Genomic DNA, 22,510 nt, shown 5'->3' with positions numbered 1-22,510 from the left:
CTTCGGGGTCGGAGCGGATTTCCCAGACCGCAAAGAAGATGTGTACTTCACGACCGTACGGGCACGCAAGACCACCGCTATTCCGCGCGACCGTGAAACCTGCACGCCGTTTCCGAAGAACTTTCAGACAAAATCGGCTGCGGTTTTCGGCGATCAACGAAACGGCATGTCGCCGAACCTGTCCTGGATCCGGCGCAGCTCGCGCAGGCGAGGCTCGGTCTCCCCGCCTGCCCAGCGGCTCACCGTCTTGACCGACACACCCAGCTGCCGCGCGGCGGCCTCTCTGGTCATCCCCTCACGGCGGAGCACCTCGGTGATCCACTCGGCGAAGCTCGCCACCGCGGCCACCGGATCGGTCTCCGAGGACACTTCTGACCTGCTCGTAGTCGACCCAGCCGGCGGGCGGCCATCCGGGTGAAGGTGCGCGGTCTCCGACGGCAGGACGTCGAACTCGACCCGATCGGGATAGGTCCGGCACGAAACCTGGATCTGCCCGGACGGTCCCGCGGCGTCGAGCAGCACCTTCAGGACGGTCCTGCCCAGGTCACGATTGTCCCCGTCGGACAACGGGGCGTCCGCCAGGCATCTGCGCAGGAAGTCGTGGATTTCCGGCACGGAGGACGGCCTCGCGTTGAACACGCGCGTGAGCACCACGACCGGCACAATCTCGATCGACTCGGCCACGCCATCCCGTCCCTTCCGCGACGGGCAAGCCTACCTCGTTCGGCGAATTCTCCGACGAGTCAGCAATGTCCGGCCATTGACACTTCAGTCTTGCTCCGGCACCGGGAAAGGTCTAGCGTTGCCCCTCGCCCTGGGGTGTGTCGCGGGAATCAAATCGCCTTTTCTTGCCTCTCCAGGAGCTGTTTCCCACCGGAGGTGCGGACGATGACCAGGGCCGAGCAGGAGCCCGGCGACAGACCACAGGCCCAGGTCGAACGCGATCCTGTCGTGCACGTGCTGTGGATGAACGGCGGCCTCGGCTGCGACGGCGACTCGGTGGCGTTGACCGCGGCCACCCAGCCCAGCATCGAGGAGATCGTCCTCGGCGGGTTGCCGGGGCTTCCGCGCATCGCCATGCACTGGCCGTTGCTGGACTTCGAGTGCGGACCCGACGGTGGCGCGGACAGCTTCATCGAGTGGTGGCACCGGGCGGATCGCGGCGAGCTCGACCCGTTCATCCTCGTCGTCGAGGGGTCGGTGCCGGACGAGACGAACAAGGCGGAGGGCTACTGGTGCGGTTTCGGCACCGACCCCGCCACCGGCCAGCCCGTCACCACCAGCGAGTGGCTGGACCGGTTGGCGCCCAAGGCCACCGCGGTGCTCGCCGTCGGCACCTGCGCCGGGTACGGCGGCATCCACGCCATGGCGGGCAACCCGACCGGCGCGATGGGCGTGCCGGACCACCTCGGCTGGGACTGGAAGTCCAAGGACGGCGTGCCGATCGTGGTGGTGCCCGGCTGTCCCGTCCAGCCAGACAACCTCTCGGAGACGATCCTGCACCTGCTCTACCAGGTCGCCGGCCGCGCGCCCGCGATCGACCTCGACGAGGCGCTGCGACCTCGCTGGCTGTTCGAGACGACCGTGCACGAGGGGTGCGACCGCGCCGGGTACTACGAGCAGGACGAGTTCGCCGACCGGCACGGATCACCCAAGTGCCTGGTGAAGCTCGGCTGCTGGGGCCAGGTGGTGAAGTGCAACGTGCCCAAGCGCGGCTGGATCAACGGCATCGGCGGCTGCCCCAACGTGGGCGGCATCTGCATCGCCTGCACCATGCCCGGCTTCCCGGACAAGTTCATGCCGTTCATGGAACACCCGCCCGGCGGCAACGCGCCCGCACCGGCCCGTGCCGTGTCCGGCACCGCGATCCGCGTGCTGCGGGAGATCCGGGTGGCGCGATGAGCTCGAAGGACACCGGCCTCGTCGAGATGACCTGGGATCCGATCACCCGGATCGTGGGCAGCCTCGGCATCCACACGAAGATCGACTGGGCGCAGCAGCGCGTGGTGGAGTGCTACAGCACGTCGTCGATCTTCCGCGGCTACAGCGTCTTCATGAAGGGCAAGGACCCGCGGGACGCGCACTTCATCACGAGCCGCATCTGCGGGATCTGCGGCGACAACCACGCCACCTGCTCGGTCTACGCGCAGAACATGGCCTACGGCGTCCGTCCGCCCCACCTCGCCGAGTGGATCATCAACCTGGGCGAGGCCGCCGAGTTCATGTTCGACCACAACATCTTCCAGGAGAACCTGGTCGGTGTGGACTACTGCGAGAAGATGGTCCGCGAGACGAACCCCGGCGTGCTCGACCTCGCCAACCGCACCGAGGCTCCGCACGCCGGTGAGCACGGCTACCGCACGATCGGCGACATCATGCGGTCGCTCAACCCGCTGGAGGGCGAGTTCTACCGCGAGGCGCTGCAGGTCTCCCGGCAGGCGAGGGAGATGTTCTGCCTCATGGAGGGCAGGCACGTCCATCCGTCCACTTTGTACCCCGGCGGCGTCGGCACGGTGGCGACGATGCAGTTGTTCACCGACTACCTGACCCGGCTCATGCGCTACGTGGAGTTCATGAAGAAGGTCGTGCCGATGCACGACGACCTCTTCGACTTCATCTACCTGGCGATGCCCGGTTACGAGGAGGTCGGCAGGCGACGGGTGCTGCTGGCGTGCTGGGGCGGCCTCAACGACCCGGAGCACTGCGACTTCACTTACCGCAACATGCCGGCGTGGGGCCGCAAGATGTTCATCACGCCGGGCATCGTCGTGGACGGGAAGCTCGTCACCACCGACCTCGTCGACATCAACCTCGGCATGCGGATCCTGCTCGGTTCGTCGTTCTACGAGGACTGGGCGGGCATGGACCGGTTCGTCACGCACGACGAGCTGGGCAACCCGGTCGACCCGCGGCACCCGTGGAACCAGCACACCATCCCGAAGCCGGGCAAGCGCGACTTCGGGGACAAGTACTCGTGGACGATGTCGCCGCGGTGGTTCGACGGCACGGACCACCTGCCGCTCGACACCGGAGGCGGGCCGCTGGCCCGGCTGTGGACCACGGCGCTGGCGGGCCTGGTGCAGACCGACTACGTGAAGTCGACCGGCCAGAGCGTGCGGATCACGTTGCCGCGCACCATGACCAAGCCCGAGACCACGTTCGAGTGGCGGATCCCGCAGTGGAGCAACGCGATCGAGCGCAACCGGGCCCGCACGTACTTCCAGGCGTACACGGCGGCGCTGGCGCTGCACTTCTCGGAACGGGCACTCGCCGAGGTGCGCGGCGGGCGCACCGACACGTGGTCGGAGTTCACCGTGCCGGACAACGCGTTCAGCGTCGGGTTCACCGAGGCGGTGCGCGGTGGCCTGTCGCATCACATGGTGATCAAGGACGGCCTGATCGCGAACTACCAGCCGTACCCGCCGACGCCGTGGAACGCCAGCGTGCGGGACAGCTTCGGCACACCGGGCCCGTTCGAGGACGCGGTGCAGAACACCCCGATCTTCGAGGAGAACTCACGGGAGAACTTCAAGGGCATCGACATCATGCGCACGGTCCGCAGTTTCGACCCGTGCATGCCCTGTGGTGTCCACATGGCGGTCGGCCCCGGCAAGACGCTGACCAGGATCCACACTCCTCACGCCTTCAGCGGTGAGTCGTGAACGAGGACGTGCGCGCGGCGAGCGACCGCGTCGAGGAGCTGCTCGGCACCCTGCTGTCCGGAACGACCAGGGACACCGCCGAGGAGCTCGTCCGGCTGTTGATGGCCCTGTACGGCGAAGGGCTGGCGCGCGTGCTCGCGATCCTGCGCGACCACGACCCCGCGCTGGTCGCCCGGATCGCCGACGACGCTCTCGTGGAGGACCTGCTGTTGTTGCACGACCTGCACCCGCTCGACACCGCGGCCCGGATCCGGCGGGCGCTCGACGGGCTCGAACTGCCCGGTCCGGTGGAGTACCTCGGGACGGACGCCGACGGGGTGGCCCGCATCCGGCTCACCGCCGGGGGCTGCCGTTCCGCCGCGACGCACACCATCGAGGAGGCCGTGCTCGGCGCGGCTCCGGAGGTCACCAGGGTGGAGGTCGTCACCTCTGCCCCGCCCACGTTGCTGCAGATCGGCATGGGACCACCGCCCGGCTCGCGGCTCGGAGTCGCGTCATGAGCGGGCGCGAAGGCCTGCACCGCTTCGCCGGACCGCCGGGAAGCCTGCTGGAGCAGCGTTCCGCTCAGATGCGGCAGCTCGAGCAGTGCGAGATGTGCAGAACCCCGGTCGCGGCGCGGCACGGCCACGTCGTGGACACCAAGCGCCGCAGCCTCATGTGCGCCTGTCGCGCCTGCTTCCTGTTGTTCACCAGGGGCGCGGCCCGGCGCAGCAGGTACCGGGCGGTGCCGGAGCGCTACCTGTGGGATCCCTCGAGACCGGTCGCGGCGGTGGAGTGGGACGGACTGGACATCCCGGTGAGCTCGGCGTTCGTGCTGCGTGCGGACTCGGTGATCACCGCGTTCCACCCGAGCCCGGCCGGCGCCACCGAGCGCCGGCTCAACCCCGGTTTCTGGACCGAGTTCGCCGCCGCGCACCCGCTGGTGGCGGCCGCCGAACCGGACGTCGAGGCGATCCTGTTCCGCCGCGGCGAGCACGAGGTCGACTGCTTCCTGGTACCGATCGACGTGTGCTACCGGCTCGTCGGCACGGTCCGGCTGTACTGGTCCGGAATGGACGGTGGCGACCAGGTGCGCGACCACCTCGGCGAGCTGTTCGCGGAGATCCGCGACAAGGCGCGCGTGCTGACGGGAGGGGCGCGCTGATGGACGTGCTGCACTTCGAGTGCGACGGCGCCTGGCCGAACCGGTACGCGGCGGTGCCGGGGCTCACGCTGCGGCTGCGGATCATCGAGAGGTCCGGCGCGCCGGTCGAGGCGGTCGCGTTGCGGTGCCAGATCCGCATCGAACCGCACCGCAGGACGTACTCCGCGGGCGAGGCGCGCCGACTGATCGACCTCTTCGGAGACACGGGACGCTGGACCAAGACCCTGAAACCCGTGTCGTTCGCCTCCGTGTCGACCATGGTGCCCGGCTTCACCGGAAGCACCGTCGTAGACCTCGACCTGCCGTGCACCTACGACCTCGAAGTCGCGTCGGCGAAGTACTTCAACGCGCTCGACACCGGCTCCATCCCGTTGCTGTTGTTGTTCAGCGGCACGGTGTTCGGCAACCAGGACGGCAAGCTCCGGGTGTGGCAGGTGCCGTGGAGCAACGAGGCCTCCTTCTCGTTGCCGGTCAGCGTGTGGCGGGAGACCGTGGACCACCACTTCCCCGGCAGCGCGTGGCTGCGGGTGCGGCGCGACACCATGGACGCCCTGCAGCGCTTCAAGTCCGACCACGCCTTCGCCACCTGGGACGACGCCATGACCGCCATGCTCGCGGCCACCGACGGGTGAGCCGCGTCCGCAGGGACCTCCGCGTCACCGGCGTGGTGCAGGGGGTCGGCTTCCGGCCGTACGTGCACCGGCTGGCCACCGGGCTGCGGCTGTCCGGCCGCGTCGGCAACGATCTCGCGGGCGTGTTCATCGAGATCGAGGGCTCGCGGGAGAACGTGGCGGAGTTCCTGGTCGCGCTGCCCCGCGACGCCCCGCCGCCGGCACGGATCGAACGGGTGCGGGTCACGGCGCGCACCGCCCGCGCGGCCGGCGGCTTCGAGATCGTCACCAGCCGGGGCGACGGCATCCGCGACACCCTCGTACCGGCGGACTTCGCGACGTGTGCGGACTGTCTGCGCGAGTTGTTCGATCCCTCCGACCGCCGCCACCGGTACCCGTTCGTCAACTGCACGCACTGCGGACCGCGGTTCACCATCGTCCGCGACGTGCCCTACGACCGGGCCCGGACGACCATGGCGGGCTTCCCGATGTGCGCGGACTGCCGGGCCGAGTACACCGACCCGTCCGACCGGCGCTTCCACGCCGAACCGACGTGCTGCCCCGCCTGCGGGCCTCGTCTCGCGCTCGGGGACAGCGCGGACCCCCTGGGCGACGCCGTCACCCGCCTCGCCGACGGACAGGTGCTCGCGATCAAGGGGCTGGGCGGCTTCCACCTCGCCGTGGCGGCGGCGCACCCCACGGCCGCCGCGGTGTTGCGCGGCCGGAAACACCGCGCGGACAAGCCGTTCGCGGTGATGGTCGCCGATCTCCGGCAGGCGGCCGCGCTGTGCGAGGTCGACGAGATCTCCGAACGTGAGCTGACCGGTCACCGCCGCCCGATCGTCCTGTTGCCGCGCAGTCCGGACGCACGGGTCGCCTCCGCGGTCGCTCCGGCGACCAGAGAACTCGGGCTGATGCTGCCCTACACGCCGTTGCACCACCTGCTGTTGCGGGATCTGGGCGAACCGATCGTGCTCACCAGCGGCAACCTCTCCGATGAACCCATCGCCTACCGCGACGCATCACGACTGCTGGACGTCGCCGACGCCGTGCTCACCCACGACCGCCCCATCCACGTCCGCACCGACGACTCGGTCGTGCGCGGTGGCACCGTTCTGCGGCGAGCCAGAGGTCACGCGCCCGAGCCGATCGGGCTCCCGCTGCGCTGCGCCGAGCCGGTGCTGGCCTGCGGCGCGGAGCTCAAGAACACGTTCTGCCTCGCCAGGAACTCCCAGGCGTTCCTGTCCCCGCACATCGGCGACCTCACCGGCCACGAGACGTTCACCTCGTTCACCGCGGGCATCGCGCACTTCCAGCGCCTGTTCGGCATCACCCCGCGGGTCGTGGCGCACGACCTGCACCCCGACTACCTGTCCACCAGGTACGCGGCCGGGCTCGACGGCGTCGAACTGGTCGCCGTGCAACACCACCACGCCCACATCGCGTCCTGCCTGGCGGAGAACGGCGAGACCGGTCCCGTCATCGGCGTCGCCTTCGACGGCACCGGACTCGGTCCGGACGGCACCGTCTGGGGCGGCGAGTTCCTGGTCGCCGACCTGGCCGGGTACGTGCGGGCGGGGCACCTGCGGCCGGTGCCCATGCCGGGCGGAGACGCGGCGGTCAGGCAACCGTGGCGGATGGCGGCCGCCTACCTGCCGGACGTGGATCTCCCGGTGGCACAGCGGAACGCGGCCCGGTGGGCGCCGGTGGTGGCGATGGCGCGCAACGCCGTGAACGCGCCGTTGACGTCGAGCGCGGGACGGTTGTTCGACGCCGCCGCCGCGTTGCTGGACGTGCGGGACGAGATCACCTACGAGGGCCAGGCCGCGATCGAGCTGGAGCAGCGCGCCGATCCGTCCACATCAGACGGTTATCCGGCAGCCGTGGACGATCTCGTGCTGTGCGGTGAGGACCTGCTGCGGGCGCTCGTCGCGGACCGGCGTGCCGGGGTCGACCTCGCGGTGATCGCGGCGCGGTTCCACAACGGTTTCGCTGACGCGGTCGTGGTCTGCTGTGCGCGGCTGCGGGAGAACACCGGGCTGAACGCGGTGGCGCTGTCCGGTGGTGTGTTCCAGAACGCACTGATGCTGCGGAGGGTCTCGGACGGTCTGCACCGCAACGGGTTCCGCGTGCTCACTCACCGCCTGGTGCCCGCCAACGACGGCGGCGTCAGCCTGGGCCAAGCCGCCGTCGCCGCCTGCCTCACAGCAGCGGCCCCGCCGTGAGCGCAGGACGCGCCTGCGAGCGGTCGCGGTCCTCCGGCACGTCGACGGGCCCGCGCGCCTTCCGGTTCTCGGCGAACTCCGGCGCCGCCGTCTCCAGCGCCTCGCCCAGCAGCGTGCCGTTCCCGCCCGCCGGACCAACCGCCGCCCGTTCTTCGAGTCTGGAGTGGACGGACGGCGGCGTCCTGCGCTGGTGCGGGCCGCGAGCTGGAACGCTCGTGGTGGCACGTCGCCGGCACCCGCGAGGAGGTCGACAGGATGAAGCACTTCGTGCGGCGCGCCGAGCAGATCCAGCCGGATGATCCGGACGTCCAGACCGTGCTGCGTTCCTTCACCGGTCACCGCCAGGGTGCGCGCGACGGCGTCCCACCCGCCTCCGCGGTGTCCGCCCGCAGGACGACTGGCCGTTCCACGACCGCCTGCCCGGCAAGGGCCACGAGTCCAACCCTGCTCCTCGTCGGGTGCTCGCACTACGACGGTCCGCTCCCCCGACGCCGCGGCGTCCGGTGGGCGGGCTGTTGCTGGAACCGACCACCTCGATGAGCTGACGCCCCGATCGGGTGATGGCCGGCGACGTGGCTTGCGCGTTCACTCCGCCGATCCCTAGCCTTCGGCCTCTCAGTCCACCGCCCGCCTGGACCCCGCGGTCGCCACGGTTCCCCGAGGAGAATCCCGTGAGCACCGTCCCTCTGCCCTGGACGCCCGTGGTCGCCCAGAGCGTCTCCCCCAACGCGAGCCCGCACCCGGTCGCCGTGCGGTTCACCGTCACCGAACAGCTCGTCCGGCGAGGGTCGGTCGTGATCGCCGTACTCGGCGAGGTCGACCTGCGCAGTGGTCCAGTACTGCACGTTCGTCTCCAGGAACACGTCCGCAAGGCGGGTCCCGATCTCATCGTCGATCTCACCGCGGTGAGCTTCCTCGGTATCGCAGGTCTCGCCACCTTGATGGCCGTGTGGGAGGCGACCGTGACCGCTGAGGTCGAGTTCGTCGTGGTGGCACGCACCCGCGCGGTCCTGCGGCCGCTGAGGCTCACCGGACTGGATCGCAAGTTCGACGTGGTTCCCACGCGTCCGCGGTGAACCGCCGTGAGGCGCCGCAGTCGCCCCGCGTGGTGACGCGACCACCGCCACGGTGGCAGCGGCTCACGAGCGCGACTCCTCGTCAGGCGGTGGCGAGTGTCCGCGGTGGACGGTTGCCGCCGCGTCCGGTCGTCGGCCGCGCTGGTGCCAGACGTCGCGCAGCACGACCTGGATGACGCCGGCGACCGGGACGGCGAGCAGGGCGCCGAGTATTCCGGCGAGCTCGGTCGCCAGCAGCAGGGCGACCAGGACGGTCAGGGGGTTGAGCTTGACCGTCCTGGAGAAGATCACCGGTTGCAGCAGGTGGTTCTCCAGCTGCTGGTAGACGACGAAGAAGATGACCACGGTGATGGCCGCGGGCACGGAGTGGATGAGTGCGGCGACAGCGGCGACGATCGCGCCGAGGGTGGCGCCGATGAGCGGGATCAGGTCCGCGATCGCGACGAAGACCGCGATCAGCCCGGCGAACGGGACGCCGAAGATCTTCAGCACGATGTAGGTCAGCACGCCGCAGATCACGCTGATCAGCAGGTTGCCGGAGATGTAGCCGGTGACGGTCTTCGCGCACGCACCGCCCACGCGCCGGATGCGCTCCGCACGCTGCGGCGGGAACAGCGCGAGCGTCCCCTCGACGACTTTGGGGCCTTCCAGCACCGCGAGGTAGGCGATCACGAAGATGGAGATGGTCGCGACGATGCCGGTGACCGCGCTGCGCAACAGGTTCAGCGCCGGAGTGCCGAGACCGGTGGCGAACTCCCGGATGCGGTCGGAGTTGGCACGGGCGAACTCCAGCGCGTTGGTGCGTTCCAACAGGATGCCGACGGGCCCTCTGCCGCCGCGCGCGTCCGCGATCATGTCCGGCAGCCGGGTCGCGAGCTGCGTGCCCTGCTCGGCCAGCGGGATGGCGAAGAGCGTGAGGACTCCACCGAACACCAGCAGCACCAGGAGAAATACGACCAACGTGGCCAGCGGGCGGCGGCACCACCTGACGTGGTGCTGCAACCAGTCCACCGCCGGGTAGAGCGCGACGGTGAAAACAAGCGCGATGAGCATCCACACGAGAACTCGTTGGACGTGCATGACGAACACCACCGCCACCACCGTGGCCAGAGTCAGCCCGATCGTCGCGAGGATGGTCCGCACAGGGACCTTGTAGGCACGGTGCTCCGACGTCATTCCGGCCACTCCCGTCCCGGTGTGAGCCCGCACTCGTCCGGCGGGCGATCCACGTGCCGACCTCGGAAAGACTCACAGCACGCCCACTCGGGATGGCCGGAGGACAGGTGACGCACAGAACCGACCTCCTTGGCGCGTCTGCTGTTTCGACGCGTGCGCCGCCGAGGTCCGGGGCGGAGTTGCGATGGCACCACGATCTGCGGCGTCAAGCGGTCACAGGCCGGCGATGGGCTCAGACCGAGTGCCTGGCGCTTCTCAGCGTAGACCTCCACGAGGCCCCTGAACAGGGCCGATGCCGGACACGGTGTCGTCGTCGACAACGACGGCACCGCGCCACTCGCGCTGAGCGTCCACCTCCCAGGAGATGACAAGGCTCAGGCAGAGGTCTGACGTGGCTCGGCCGGAGCCTCCCTGTCGACGTCGAGCAGGCTCAGCAGCGGCTCCACCTGACCGCCGCGGAACACGCGGCGTTGCCGGTCCGCGCCACCTCCCTCACTGTCCAGCAGCCGCAGACCTCTTTGCACCGCGAGCAGATCACCGTTGGCTTCCAGCACCGGCGTCAACCCGCACACCATGTCGTCCAGTTGCCGCCGCAACGGCCGCGACTCCCCCGACAGCACGTCCAGGGTGCTGCCCCGCAGACCTTCGTTGGCCGCGCCCCAGCACGCCTGCCGCAGCGTCTCCTGGGCCACCGGCTCCGCCTGCACACCGCGTCCGGCATCGGCCACCGCCCGAGTCACCAGCGCGCGCACGAGAGCGGCGAGCAGCACGGCGTCGTCCACGCTCGCCGCGACGTCCGAGATCCGGACCTCCACCGTCGGGAGGTCGGTGGCGGGCCGGACGTCCCAGTAGGCCATCGCCCGGTCCAGCGCGGTGCCTGCCGCGATCATGGTGTCGCAGACCTCCTCGTAGTGCTGCCACGAGGTGAAGAACGGCGGCGGACCCGACACCGGCCAGCGCGACCACACCGTCGAACGCCAGCTCGCGAAACCGGTGTCCTCGCCGCCGGAGAACGGCGAGTTCGCGGTCACCGCCGCGAGCACCGGCAGCCACGGCCGCACGTGGTTGCCCACCTGCACGGCGGTCTCCCGGTCCGGCACAGCGACGTGGACGTGGCATCCGCAGATCAGCTGCTGCTCCGCCAGCGCACCGAACTCACGGGCGATCCGCCGGTACCGCAGACTGTCGGTGATCTCCCCCGTCGCATCGCCCAGCGGCGGCGCCCCGACGGCGATGACCCGGCACCCGGCCGTGCGCGCCGCCTGCGCGACCACGCGCCGTGTCTCCAGCAACTCGCGACGAACCTGTTCCACGTCACGGCACACCGACGTGTTGATCTCCACCTGAGCGCCGGTCAGCTCGTGTTCCAGCTCGAGACCGAGTTGCTCCCGCGCGATGGTGACAACGTCGTCCGCCCGGTTCACCGGTACCCCGGTCACCGGGTCCACCAGGAGGAACTCCTCCTCCACGCCGACCGTCGGCCCCGACACGTCCTTGGATGGAGCCTTGTCCACGTTTCACCAACCTGCTCATCGCGACGCTGCGCGCTCTGGGAACCGGCGAATACCCCTTCGCGGCAAGGGGAAACGTAACGGTTCGTCCCCGTTCACCACGGGTAGCGGCCCGATGACCTCACCCGTCAAGAACGTGGTGAACCACCATGGTCGACGTATGCGCCCGGACAACCGTCCAGCAGGCCGCGGCACTCTTGGCGCACGCGAGCTGGAGGACGGTGCTCCAGTCACGGTTCCCCCGTGGCCGCTGCGCCCTCGGCCCAGGATCGGGCACGTCTTCCTCACCCGGCTGCGATCCGATGTGGACGGTGCGGCGACCTCGATGGCGCGCCGAACGCGTCGCCGGTGAGGATCTCCACTGGCCCCTCGACGAGCATCCGGCCGTTCTGAACGATCGTCGGTCGGCGGAGCACCCTGAAACCGTTCGGGGAGGCTGAACGGCGGTCGCGAGGAGCACACCGTAGGGTGAGCGTGTTGATCCTGATGCGGTCACGCAAGGCGTGAGCCTAGACCTCGCTACGTCCAGGAGCGACTGGGAGCAGTCGACGTAGTGGAGGAACCAGGTGCCAGCCGGTGTATGACTCTGACGGGCCGCAGCAGTCCGTGAGTCAGGCGCGAGCAACGGTGATGGCCGCGCTTCGCGACCGCGAGAGCAAGCTCGACACGTTGGCGCGCGTGATTCGCGCGTGTGTGGACGTGCTGCCGGTCGATGGCGCCTCCATCTCGGTGATGAGCGGACCGAGGGAGCGCGAGACCTTGTACGCCAGCGACGAGATCGCCGCGCAGATCGAGGACGTTCAGTTCAGCCTGGGCGAAGGCCCTTGCTTCGAAGCGTTCGCCACTCGAAGACCGGTGCTGGTTCCCGACCTGCCCCAGGCATCGGTCCTGGCCTGGCCGGTGTTCGCGACGGCTGTCCACGACCTGCCCATCGGCGCGATCTTCGCGTTCCCGCTGCAGGCGGGCGCGATCGGCATCGGCGCGGTCGACCTCTACCGACGCCGGCCCGGCTGGTTGTCGGGCGCCGAGCTCTCCGTCGCGCTGGAGGTCATCGACATCGTCGGCGCGGTGCTGCTCGGACTGCTGCTGGGGGAAGTCGACGACACCGACGGCTTGCGGGGTGTGCTGTCGCCGGGACGGGAGCAGGTGCACCAGGCGACCGGCATGCTCATCGCGGCTCTTTCCATCACCGCGGAGGAGGCGCTGGCCCGGCTGCGGGGCCATGCCTTCGTCATGGGCAGATCGCTGGACGAGGTCGCGAAGGACATCGTGAGCCGCAGGCTGTCCCCGCTGGATCTCGGCACATGACGGCACTACCGTCGGACGAAGAAGACAGGAGCTGGTGATGAGCGGTAGGGCCCCGTCCAGAACGGAGCGCGAGTCCCGGTTGCTCCAGGCGTTCGTCCAGTTGGCGGACACGCTCGTCGACGACTACGACGTGGTGGACGTGCTGCACCGGCTGGTCGACCACTGCGTCCAGCTTCTGGACGCGACGGCGGCCGGGTTGATGCTGTCCGACCAGCGCGGCGGCCTGCGCGTGGTGGCGTACTCCTCCGCTCAGACGCACATGCTCGAGCTCTTCCAGCTCCAGGCCAGCGAAGGACCGTGCCTGGACTGCGTCACCACCGGCGAGCCGGTGCTGGTCGGCGACCTCTCGGCGGAGACCGGGCGCTGGCCCCGGTTCGCGCCACGCGCCATCGCGGACGGCTTCGCCTCCGTGCACGCGGTTCCGATGAGGTTGCGCCGGGAGACCATCGGCACGTTGAACCTGTTCCGCCACGAGACCGGGTTGCTCAGCGATGAGGACCTGCTGGTCGTGCGTGCCCTGGCGGACACGGCGACGATCGGGATCCTGCAGGAACGAGCCATCCGGCGCAGTGAGGTCGTCACCGAACAGCTGCAGACGGCGCTCAACAGCCGAGTCGTCATCGAGCAGGCCAAGGGCGTGCTCGCGTTCGCCGGAGACCTGGAGATGGAGGAGGCGTTCCACGCCTTGCGCGGTTATGCGCGCAACGGCGGCCGCCGCCTGGCCGATGTCGCGCGGGAGCTCGTCGTCGGTGAGCTTCGACCCGAGGATCTGCTGACCGCGCGGCATCGCCCCACCGACGTCTGACGCCCGACCAGTGGCCAAACGTCGCGTCGCTCGCGTTTTTCGCGCCGTGGCGCGGTAATCCTGCCTCTACTGACCGAGGCGAGGAGAACCACGTTCATGCGTGCACTGCGTTCGTTGCACTCCATCGTCCGTGAGCACGTCGGGACGGCGGTGCTCGGATTCCAGCTGATGGCCCATCCGGTGTGGCGAGAGGCCGATCCGGACGAGGGCGCCGGGACAGGCGTGCTGCTCGTGCCCGGCTTCGGGGCCGCGGACGCTGCGCTGAGCCTGACCAGCACCTGGCTGTCACAGCGCGGTTACCGTCCCGCGGGCGCCCGCATCGGCTTCAATCTCGGCTGCACCACCGAGCTCGTGGACCGCATCGAGCGACGACTCGAACAGCACGCGGAAGTCACCGGTGGACGTGTGGTCCTGATCGGGCACAGCCGTGGCGGTGGCCTCGCCCGGCTCGCCACCGTGCGCAGGCCGGACCTGGTCCGCGGGCTCGTGATGCTGGGCAGCCCCGTGGTCGACCCGATGGCCGCCAACCCCGATGTGATGCTCGCTGCGCGCGCACTCGCCAGGCTTGCCGCCGCGGGTGTTCCTGGAGTGATGGACGACGAGTGCTTCAGCGGTGGCTGTTACGACAACAACACCCAGGCGCTGGCCACCCCGCTGCAGCCGGATGTTCCGGCGGTGTCGATGTACTCCCGGACCGACGCCGTCGTGCCCTGGCGGCTCAGCCTCGACCCGTCCGCCGAGTGCGTCGAGGTGAGGAGCACCCACATCGGGTTGGGGCTGGCCCCGGACGTCTACACCGCTCTGCGGCCACGACTCGCCTCGTGGGTGAACGATCACGCGGCGCTGTCGTTCGCCGGTTGAGTCCGGCGTAGTCTGATCCGGCTGGCAGATTCAGCAACCGCCCGGACCCGCGGTCTCGTCGCCTCGTCGTGAGGAGAACACCGTGGGCGGCAGTCCCCAGCGAGCCACGTTCACGCGGATGAGGATCGCGCTGGTGTCCGAGCACGCCAGCCCGCTCGCCGCACCCGGCGCGTTCGACGCCGGCAGCCAGAACGTCCACGTGGCAGGGCTCGCGTCCGCGTTGTCCGCGCTGGGCCACCAGGTCGTCGTCTACACGAGGCGCGATCATCCCCACGTACCGCAACGCGTGCACGCCGTTGGCGGCTACGAAGTGGTGCACGTGCCGGCCGGTCCCGCCGTGAGGATGGACGAGGAGGAGATCCTCGCGCACACCGGGGATTTCGTCGGATTCCTCAAGCTTGCGTGGAAAGGACGCCGTCCGGACGTCGTGCACGCCCACGGCTGGCTGTCCGGCATCGCGGCGGTGCTGAGCGCCCAGGCGAGCCAGGTGCCGGTGGTGCAGACGTATCACGCGGTGCGGACGGTGCCCGCGCAGGACCAGCGCGCGACCAACCCGGCTTTGACCAAACGCCTGGCCGTGGAGCGGCTCGTCGGTCACGAGGTGGCCCGTATCGTCGCGACCTGTTCGGCGGAGGCCGGCGCCGTGCTCGGGATGGGGATGGACAGGTCGAAGCTCGTCGTGGTGCCACGCGGCGTCGATCTCGACCTGTTCGCGCCGGAACCCGCACCCCTCGACCGCAATCGCCCGCGCAGAATCGTGTCGGTCGGCAGACTCCTGCCGCACAAGGGTTTCGAGAACACCGTCCGCGCTCTGTCCACAGTGGATGGGGCGGAACTGGTGATCGCCGGCGGCGGCGCGCAGGGCGACCTCCAGGGTGATCCCGAGACGAAGCGCCTGCGCGCGCTGGCCCGTGCGCTCGGCGTCGAGGAACGCGTCGTGTTCGCGGGCCACGTGCCGCACGCCGAGCTGCCCGCGCTGCTGCGGTCCGCGGACCTCGTGGTGTGCACCCCGCGGCACCAGTCGTCCGGCGGCGTGGCGCTGGAAGCGATGGCCTGTGGCACACCGGTTCTCGCGACCGCGGTCGGCGGTCTCGTCGACGCCGTCGTGGACGGGCTGACCGGAGTGCTGGTTCCGCAAGGAAAACCGGACGCGATCGCCAAGGCGTTGCGCGCGCTCCTCGCCGACGACACGCACCGGAAACTGCTCGGCGACGCCGGGCGCGACCGGGCACTCGCGCGGTACTCGTGGCCCCGTGTCGCCACCGACCTGGTGCGCAACTACGCCGCGGCAGGGTCCCGTGCTCCGGATCGGCCGGCGGTCGTGCCCGCGCGAACGGGTTCGACGCCTCGGTGACGTTCCTGACCACGATCCTGGTGAAAGCCGGGCTGATCGTGCCCACCCCGGAGGCCGGTCTCGTGCCGCAGCTTCGACCTTCTCGTTTTCCCCGCCAGGTCAGCGCTTTGACGACCTGTGCTCGGCCAGGCCGCGGCCGAGCAGGCCGCGCACGGTGCCGGCGAGCTCGTCCCAGCCGGCGGCGAACTTCTGAACTCCACGGCGTTCCAGCTCATCGGTGACCTCGCGGTAGTCGACACCGAGCTCGGCGATCTCGCCGAGCACGTCCTGGGCCGGGCCGTAGATCTCCTCCAGCACGAGAGCGGGGACGGTGCCGTGGTCAGCGAAGGCCTCCAGCGTGGCGGCCGGCATCGCGCTGACCGTGCCGGGGATGGCCAGTCCGGACACGTACATCGTGTCCGGGTAGTCGGGGTTCTTCACCCCGGTCGAAGCCCACAGAGGTCGCTGTGGGCGCGCGCCCGCGGCGGCCAGGCGACGCCACCGCGGGGACGCCAGGCTTTCCGCGTGGATCTCGTGGGCCAGGCGGGCGTTGGCGATCGCGGCCTTGCCCTTGGCGGCGATCGCACGGCCGGTACCGATGGCGTCGAGACGCGCGTCGATCGCGCTGTCCACTCCGGACACGCAGAACGACGCCACCGAGTGGATGGCGGACACGTCGTACTCGTTGAACGCAGCCGTTTCCAGGCCGGTGTGGTAGGCGTCGATCACGTCGCGGTAGCGCTCGAGGGAGAAGATCAGGGTGACGTTGACGCTGATGCCCTCGGCGATGATCGCGGTGATGGCGCCGAGGCCGTCCGCGGTGGCCGGGATCTTCACGAGCAGGTTCGGCTCGCCCACCGCCGCCCACAGCTCACGGGCGCGGGCGATGGTCGCCTCCGCGTCGTGGGCGAGACGGGGGTCGACGTCGAGCGACACCCTGCCGTCGACGCCGTCCGTGCGGTCGTACAGGGGACGCAGGACTCGGCAGGCGGCCCGCACGTCGTCGGTGGTGATGGCGAAGACGGTGTCCTCGACGCTCGTGCCGGCCGCGGCGAGCTCTCTGAGCTGCGGCGTGTAGCGCTCACCGCGCTCCAGCGCCGAGGCGAAGATCGTCGGGCTGGTCGTGATGCCGACGACGCCGCGGTCCGCGACCAGTGCCTCCAGCCTGCCGCCGGCGAGAAGCTCGCGGGACAGGTCGTCGAGCCAGATCGAGACTCCGGCGGCGGTGAGGGCGGCGAGCGGGTGGTCGTGGGCGATGAGCATGTCTGTCTCCAAGGTCGGGAACTGGTGCGGGGCGGGCTGGACTGTCGCTGGTGCCGCCCGTGGTGGGCGCGGCGGAAAGGCCGCCAGTGGTGAGCGGAAGCGCCGACGTGCTCGAGCGACACGATCCGGCCGCCGTCGCTGTCGCTGTCGCCGTCACGCCGGGCGGGAGCGCTTCGTCCTGATAGGACAGCTCCCGCACGGCGAACCGCTCCCGCGGCAGGGCATCGAGGCCACGCGAGCGGTGATGCCGTCGTCAGCGGGCAACTTCCCCGCGCCCGGGGCGAACTGGACCTCGGAGCCGGTCGCGACCAGCAGCACAAGCGCGTTCCTCGTGGTCGATCAACGAGGACGCGGGTCCGGGCGACCGCTGATGCTCCACGACGCGGGTAGCCGGAATGCGGTCGTCCAAACGTGTTCAGCCACGCCGGCGTGCTGCCGCGGCGGGGCCGAGAGGCTGCGGGACGAACCTGATCAGTCTTGGTCGGGCGGCCTCGGCGACGCGGGCGCGGCCGGATCGAGATCCGCCTGGCGAAGGCGGAACACCTGCAGTTCGATGCCGAAGTACTTCGTGGTCTCGCCCACCCAGTGCATGCCGTTGTTCCGCACCGTCGTCGCCGCGCGGATGTTGCCCGGACGGACGACGGCGAACACCTCGTGCACGTCGTGGCTGAACGCCCAGCCGGCGAGGGCGTGGGTCGCCTCGGCGGCATATCCGTTGCCCCACGCGTCGGGGCGCAGGTGCCAGCCGATCTCCAGGTCCTCGGCGCCCGGCGGCAGCGGCAGGAGGATGGCGCCACCGATCAGCTGACCGTCGGCGGTGCGCTCGATCGCCCATCTCCCCGCCGCGGCCGGGAGACGGGCGCTTTCGGCGATCCACTGCTGCAGCAGCAACCGCATCGCCGCGTGGTCCGCAACCCTGTCCATCTCCGGGCTGAGCCAGCGGGTCACCTCGGTGTGCCCGTAGATCTCCAACGCGGCCGCCGCGTCGTCGACCTGCCACGGGCGCAGGGTCAGCCGCTCGGTGGTCAGCACGTCCGTCGTCGCGATCACGGGCAGATGCAGCCGCGAGGCAGCGCGGAAACCGTGGTGGCGGTGCAGTAGCGCACACCGAGCGCGTCGTGCTCCGCCCAGGGGTGGGGGCACACGGCGCAGACGCCGGTGGTGTCGGCGCGGTCGTCGAGATCAATGGTCAGTGGCATTGAGGGAAACATGATGGTCCCCGCCTCCAGCCGACTCGGCCGGGCTTCGTGGTACGCCCAAGGCGGCACCAGCTTGACCGCTGCTGCGCGAAATGCCCTCGGTCGTCCCCATCTTACCCGGCTCTGGCGACCACGTCGCGCCTGCTCGCCATCACGATGCCGTTGTCCATGATCGCCGTCGGCCTGCTGGGCCGGGGTGCGCTCGGGCTCGGTGTCGGGGCCTCGGTCCTGCTCGCCGCGGCGCCGGCTCCCACCGATCCCGTGCTCGCGAGCGGGCCCCCTGACAGCGTCTGCAAGTACCACCAACTCAAGATCATCGCGCACTTCGCCACTACCAACAGGGCGTTTCGGGACTCGTGCACAACCTGCCGGTCGTGGCTTGGGAGGCCGATGCCGCGCTGGAGGTGCAGAACGTCAAGCCGACGGGTTGTTGCCGCGGCCACCGGCACCGACCATCCTTTGTGGACGGTCTGGCCACACCCGCGAGGGCTTGGCCGGGCGCGCGCGTACCCGCGCTGCGGCCTCCGGAAACGTTTCGCCCGGGCCGGCAGGATCTCGCACCGGGGCCCGGCAGCCGGTAGCCTCGGTGGGCTGACCGAGTCAGCAACCGCCCGGACCCGCGGTCTCGTCACCTCGCAGTGAGGAGATCCACCGATGGGCAGGATCGCCCTGGTGTCCGAGCACGCCAGTCCGCTGACAGCGCCCGGCCGGCTGCACGCGGGAAGCCAGAGCCTCTACGTCGCGAACGTCTCGGCCGCGTTGAGCTGTATCGGTCACGAGGTCGTCGTCTACACCCGGCGCGACGATCCGCACACACCCGCCAGGACACGCGTCCGTGCCGGCTATGAGGTGGTGCACGTTCCCTCCGGGCCGGCCAGGAGGATCACCGCTGACGAGGCGACCGTCCATGCCGGGGACTTCGCGAGATTCCTCAGCACCGACTGGAACACGAACCGGCCGGACGTCGTGCACGCACAAGGCTGGCTGTCCGGCATCACGGCGGTCCTGGGAGCCCGGCACAACCAGGTGCCAGTGGTGCAGACATTCCACACGCTGGGCGCCGACCTCCAGCGGCATCAGGACGAGAACGACTCTCTCGCGATGAAACGCCTGTCCGTCGAACGGCTTCTCGGCCAGGAGGTCGCCCACGTCGTCGCCACCCGCACGGACGAAGCCGAAGACGTGGTGAAGATGGGCATCAGCCGCGCGAAGGTGTCCGTCATTCCCCACGGCGTCGACTTGACCCTCTTCACCCCGCAGGGCTTGACCGCCGGGCGCAACGGTGTGCGTCGCATCGTGTCGGTCGGACGCCTGCTGCCACACCAGGGATTCGACGACCTGATCCGCGCCCTGACCTCTCTGGAGGACGCCGAGCTGGTGATCGTCGGCGGCGGATCCGTGAACGGACGGCTGCGCGGCGACACGGAGGCGAGACGACTGCGTGCGCTCGCCCGCGTACGCGGTGTCTCACACCGAGTCACGCTGGCCGGGCATCTGCGCCACCACGAGCTGCCCGCGCTGCTGCGATCGGCGGACGTCGTGGCGTGCACGCCGTGGTACGAGTCGTTCGGCGTCGCGGCGCTCGAAGCGATGGCGTGCGGAGTTCCGGTGGTGGCGACCTCCGTCGGCGGTTTCGTCGACACCGTGGTGAACGGACAGACCGGGATCCAGGTACCGCCGAGGAATCCGGGCGCGATCGCGAAGGCGTTGCGAACGCTTCTCCCGAACGACACCCGCCGGGAGCTGCTCGGAGCCGCCGGACACGACCGGATGCACGCGCGGTACTCGTGGCATCGCATCGCCTCCGAACTGATGCAGGTCTACACCGCCGCGGGCCGCTCGTCGTTCACCGGATCCAGAACAGTCTCTTTGCGACAGTCGCATGTGGACTTCTAGCTGGGCACGACCGCGGCGTTCTGCTTGCCGTGCCGGTCGATCACCGTTCGATGCGTGTAGGGTTGGGCTCGTCGAGTTCTTCTCGCATGTGAGCGGTCAGGCTCATGTCGTCCTCGGTCACGCACTGACGCCGCTTCTGATGCCGGCAGAACTCACCTCGCCCGCAGGCCCTTCTCGCCTGCCGGCCCATTCGAAAGGCCCCCCGCCTCATGGTTCGCACCTACGGCTTCATGAGCACGTATCCACCCACCCAGTGTGGGCTCGCCACGTTCACCTCCGCTCTCCGTCATCATCTGACCGCCGCCACCCCTGGCGGCGAGGGCCGCGTCGTCCGCGTACTCGCGGAGGCCGAGCCCGGCGCGGCTGAGCCGTCGGTGCACGAGATGCGTCCCGGCGGGGCCGAGTCCGCCGCCAGTGCCCTCAACGGGTGCGACGTCGCGGTGGTGCAGCACGAGTACGGGATCTACGCCGGTGACGACGGCGCGGAGGTGCTGAGCGTGCTCGCCCGGTTGCGGGTACCGGTGATCGTCGTGCTGCACACCGTGCTCACCGCACCCACCCCAGGTCAGCGCCGGGTCCTCGAGGCCGTCGTCGACCACGCCGACGCCGTGGTCACCATGTCGGAGACCGCGAGGAACCGCCTCCTGGCGGGCTATGCGGTCGACCGGCCTCACGAGGTCGTGGTGATTCCGCACGGCGCCGTCCCCGCCCACAGACGCGCGACAGGCGCGCCAGGACGCGGACCGCTCATCCTCACCTGGGGCCTTCTGGGGCGCGGCAAGGGCGTCGAGTGGGGCATCGCCGCGCTGGGCGCGCTGCGCGACCTGCGGCCCCGCTACCTGGTGGCGGGGCAGACCCATCCCAAGGTGCTGGCGCACGAGGGTGAGGCGTACCGGACGCACCTGCGCGATCACGCCGCCGCCCGCGGCGTCACGAACCTGGTCGAGTTCAACCCGGCCTACCTCGAAGCGGAGGCGCTCGCGGACCTGGTCGGGCGGGCCGACGTCGTCCTGTTGCCGTACGACTCGTCCGAACAGGTCACGTCCGGAGTGCTCGTCGAAGCCCTCGCGGCAGGGAAACCGGTGGTCGCCACGGTGTTCCCGCACGCGGTCGAACTGCTGGCGGACGGGGCCGGACTGCTGGTGCCGCACCGGGATCCCGCCGCCATCGCCGCGGCGTTGCGCCGGGTGCTCACCGAGCCGGGACTCGCCGCCGGAATGCGCGACCGGTCCGCGCACCTGAGTCCGGCGCTGAGCTGGCCCGCGGTGGCGAGCCGGTACCACCACCTGGCCGAGGACCTGCTCACCACCCGACTCGTCATGACGAGGTGAGCGGCCTCGATTTCGCCCACCTGATCCGGCTGAGCGACGACACGGGTCTGTTCGAACACGCGGAAGGCCCGTTGCCGCGCCGGGAGCACGGCTACTGCCTCGACGACGTCGCCCGCGGGCTGGTCGTCCTGAGCCGCGAGCCGCGGCTGTCCGCCGAAATGGCCGCGCTGGCGGACCACTACCTGGCTTTCATCGCCTACGCGCAGACCGAGGACGGGCGCTTCCACAACCGGCTCGGCACCGGCCGCACCTGGCAGGACGAGCCTGGCCTGGGCGACTGGTGGGGACGCGCGTTGTGGGGCCTCGGCACCGCCGCCGCCCGCTGCCCGCTGCCGTGGATCCGCGAGGCCGCACTGGAGTGCTTCGAGCGCAGCGCACACCACCGGCCGCCGTCGGTGCGCACGATGGCGTTCGCCGCGCTCGGTGCCGCCGAAGTGCTGGCGGCCGATCCCGTGCACGCTCCCGCTACCGCGCTGCTCGGCGACATCGCCTCGTACGTCGGTGAACCACGTCCTGACGCGAACTGGCCGTGGCCGGAGAACCGGCTGTTCTACGCCAATGCCGCGCTGCCAGAAGCGCTGATCGCCGCCGGCGACCTCCTGGGGAACGACAAGATCCGCGACCACGGGCTGCGGCTGCTGGAGTGGCTGCTGGCCGTCGAGTCCGTCGACCTCCACCTCTCGCCGGTCCCGACCGGCGGCTGGTATCTCGGTGAGCCGCGCCCCGCGTTCGACCAGCAGCCCATCGAGGTCGCGGCGATGGCCGACGCCTGCGCCCGCGCCTACCGGATCACCGCCGACCCGGCGTGGCTCGCCGGTGTCCACCGTTCGATCGCGTGGTTCAACGGCGACAACGATCGCGGCTCACTGATGCACGACGAGCAGACCGGCGGCGGCTACGACGGACTGACGCCGGCCGGCCCGAACATCAACCAGGGCGCCGAGTCGACGTTGGCACTGCTCTCCACCCGGCAACACCTGCGCACGCTCCTGAGGAGCACTGGATGAACGCCCGCGTCACGCGCAGCTCGCTGCGGCTGCGCCCGGACCCGCGCCGGGTCATCACCAAGCTTTTCGTGCCAGGAGAGGAAGTTCCCGAGCACGAGTCGC

The 22,510-nt window shown here is 70.2% G+C and carries 21 protein-coding genes; 14 read left to right on the top strand and 7 right to left on the bottom strand.

The window, feature by feature from the left end:
- Positions 1–153: 153 nt before the first annotated feature.
- Positions 154–684, bottom strand: a complete 531-nt coding sequence (locus tag ABZX92_RS31510) for a helix-turn-helix transcriptional regulator (RefSeq protein ID WP_355567322.1) — start codon at positions 682–684, stop codon at positions 154–156.
- Positions 685–966: 282 nt separating this feature from the next.
- Between ABZX92_RS31510 and ABZX92_RS31505 the strand changes: the two genes are divergently transcribed.
- From ABZX92_RS31505 to ABZX92_RS31475, 7 genes are all read left to right on the top strand, one after another.
- Positions 967–1,902, top strand: a complete 936-nt coding sequence (locus ABZX92_RS31505) for a hydrogenase expression protein HypE (protein ID WP_355567352.1) — start codon at positions 967–969, stop codon at positions 1,900–1,902.
- On the top strand, positions 1,899–3,662 hold the full coding sequence (locus ABZX92_RS31500; protein ID WP_355567320.1) for a nickel-dependent hydrogenase large subunit: 1,764 nt from the start codon (positions 1,899–1,901) through the stop codon (positions 3,660–3,662). Before ABZX92_RS31505 ends, ABZX92_RS31500 begins: the two co-directional genes overlap by 4 nt.
- Positions 3,659–4,162 carry a NifU family protein gene (locus ABZX92_RS31495; protein WP_355567317.1) on the top strand — a complete coding sequence of 168 codons (504 nt, stop codon included), beginning with the start codon at positions 3,659–3,661 and terminating at the stop codon, positions 4,160–4,162. The genes ABZX92_RS31500 and ABZX92_RS31495 overlap by 4 nt, the downstream gene beginning before the upstream one ends.
- On the top strand, positions 4,159–4,806 hold the full coding sequence (locus ABZX92_RS31490) for a DUF5947 family protein (RefSeq protein ID WP_355567314.1): 648 nt from the start codon (positions 4,159–4,161) through the stop codon (positions 4,804–4,806). Before ABZX92_RS31495 ends, ABZX92_RS31490 begins: the two co-directional genes overlap by 4 nt.
- Positions 4,806–5,438 carry a DUF6084 family protein gene (locus tag ABZX92_RS31485; protein ID WP_355567311.1) on the top strand — a complete coding sequence of 211 codons (633 nt, stop codon included), beginning with the start codon at positions 4,806–4,808 and terminating at the stop codon, positions 5,436–5,438. Before ABZX92_RS31490 ends, ABZX92_RS31485 begins: the two co-directional genes overlap by 1 nt.
- On the top strand, positions 5,435–7,642 hold the full coding sequence (hypF, locus tag ABZX92_RS31480) for a carbamoyltransferase HypF (protein WP_355567309.1): 2,208 nt from the start codon (positions 5,435–5,437) through the stop codon (positions 7,640–7,642). The genes ABZX92_RS31485 and hypF overlap by 4 nt, the downstream gene beginning before the upstream one ends.
- A 671-nt stretch (positions 7,643–8,313) precedes the next feature.
- Positions 8,314–8,718 (top strand): STAS domain-containing protein, encoded by a 405-nt coding sequence (locus ABZX92_RS31475; RefSeq protein WP_355567307.1) that lies wholly within the window; start codon positions 8,314–8,316, stop codon positions 8,716–8,718.
- Positions 8,719–8,781: 63 nt separating this feature from the next.
- Here the strand turns inward: ABZX92_RS31475 and ABZX92_RS31470 are convergent, their stop codons facing one another.
- Both ABZX92_RS31470 and ABZX92_RS31465 read right to left on the bottom strand, forming a co-directional pair.
- Positions 8,782–9,861, bottom strand: coding sequence for an AI-2E family transporter (locus tag ABZX92_RS31470; protein ID WP_355567304.1), 1,080 nt, complete (start codon positions 9,859–9,861; stop codon positions 8,782–8,784).
- A gap of 407 nt (positions 9,862–10,268) precedes the next feature.
- The gene (locus tag ABZX92_RS31465) at positions 10,269–11,408 is read right to left on the bottom strand and encodes a glutamate--cysteine ligase (protein WP_355567301.1); all 1,140 of its coding nucleotides are present in this window, start codon (positions 11,406–11,408) and stop codon (positions 10,269–10,271) included.
- Positions 11,409–11,981: 573 nt separating this feature from the next.
- Here ABZX92_RS31465 and ABZX92_RS31460 point away from each other — a divergent pair.
- From ABZX92_RS31460 to ABZX92_RS31445, 4 genes are all read left to right on the top strand, one after another.
- Positions 11,982–12,713: a GAF and ANTAR domain-containing protein gene (locus ABZX92_RS31460; protein WP_355567298.1), complete on the top strand. Its 732-nt coding sequence runs from the start codon at positions 11,982–11,984 to the stop codon at positions 12,711–12,713.
- A 37-nt stretch (positions 12,714–12,750) separates the two neighbouring features.
- Entirely contained in the window at positions 12,751–13,518 is a 768-nt protein-coding gene (locus ABZX92_RS31455; RefSeq protein WP_355567295.1) for a GAF and ANTAR domain-containing protein, read from the top strand.
- Positions 13,519–13,614: 96 nt separating this feature from the next.
- Complete coding sequence (locus ABZX92_RS31450) at positions 13,615–14,379, top strand: alpha/beta fold hydrolase (protein WP_355567292.1); 765 nt, start codon at positions 13,615–13,617, stop codon at positions 14,377–14,379.
- A 118-nt stretch (positions 14,380–14,497) separates the two neighbouring features.
- Positions 14,498–15,733 carry a glycosyltransferase gene (locus tag ABZX92_RS31445; RefSeq protein ID WP_355567289.1) on the top strand — a complete coding sequence of 412 codons (1,236 nt, stop codon included), beginning with the start codon at positions 14,498–14,500 and terminating at the stop codon, positions 15,731–15,733.
- Positions 15,734–15,832: 99 nt separating this feature from the next.
- Here the strand turns inward: ABZX92_RS31445 and tal are convergent, their stop codons facing one another.
- The 4 genes from tal to ABZX92_RS31425 all read right to left on the bottom strand — a co-directional run bounded on the left by tal (position 15,833) and on the right by ABZX92_RS31425 (position 18,491).
- Complete coding sequence (tal, locus tag ABZX92_RS31440; RefSeq protein ID WP_355567286.1) at positions 15,833–16,975, bottom strand: transaldolase; 1,143 nt, start codon at positions 16,973–16,975, stop codon at positions 15,833–15,835.
- Between the two features lie 471 nt (positions 16,976–17,446).
- The gene (locus ABZX92_RS31435; RefSeq protein WP_355567283.1) at positions 17,447–18,025 is read right to left on the bottom strand and encodes a GNAT family N-acetyltransferase; all 579 of its coding nucleotides are present in this window, start codon (positions 18,023–18,025) and stop codon (positions 17,447–17,449) included.
- Complete coding sequence (locus ABZX92_RS31430) at positions 18,022–18,174, bottom strand: RGCVC family protein (protein WP_355567280.1); 153 nt, start codon at positions 18,172–18,174, stop codon at positions 18,022–18,024. Before ABZX92_RS31430 ends, ABZX92_RS31435 begins: the two co-directional genes overlap by 4 nt.
- A gap of 113 nt (positions 18,175–18,287) precedes the next feature.
- The gene (locus ABZX92_RS31425; protein WP_355567278.1) at positions 18,288–18,491 is read right to left on the bottom strand and encodes a hypothetical protein; all 204 of its coding nucleotides are present in this window, start codon (positions 18,489–18,491) and stop codon (positions 18,288–18,290) included.
- A gap of 337 nt (positions 18,492–18,828) precedes the next feature.
- On the opposite strand from ABZX92_RS31425, the gene ABZX92_RS31420 reads away from it, so the two are divergent.
- From ABZX92_RS31420 to ABZX92_RS31410, 3 genes are all read left to right on the top strand, one after another.
- Positions 18,829–20,070 (top strand): glycosyltransferase, encoded by a 1,242-nt coding sequence (locus ABZX92_RS31420; protein ID WP_355567275.1) that lies wholly within the window; start codon positions 18,829–18,831, stop codon positions 20,068–20,070.
- 230 nt (positions 20,071–20,300) lie between these two features.
- On the top strand, positions 20,301–21,401 hold the full coding sequence (locus tag ABZX92_RS31415; protein ID WP_355567273.1) for a glycosyltransferase: 1,101 nt from the start codon (positions 20,301–20,303) through the stop codon (positions 21,399–21,401).
- Positions 21,398–22,408, top strand: coding sequence for a hypothetical protein (locus tag ABZX92_RS31410; protein WP_355567270.1), 1,011 nt, complete (start codon positions 21,398–21,400; stop codon positions 22,406–22,408). The genes ABZX92_RS31415 and ABZX92_RS31410 overlap by 4 nt, the downstream gene beginning before the upstream one ends.
- The last annotated feature ends 102 nt before the right edge of the window (positions 22,409–22,510 follow it).

The organism is Lentzea sp. NPDC006480 (assembly GCF_040611995.1).
In the GTDB taxonomy this organism is placed as follows: domain Bacteria; phylum Actinomycetota; class Actinomycetes; order Mycobacteriales; family Pseudonocardiaceae; genus Lentzea.
Note: the sequence above shows the minus strand (reverse complement) of the source record. Positions and strands in the feature narration are given on the sequence as shown.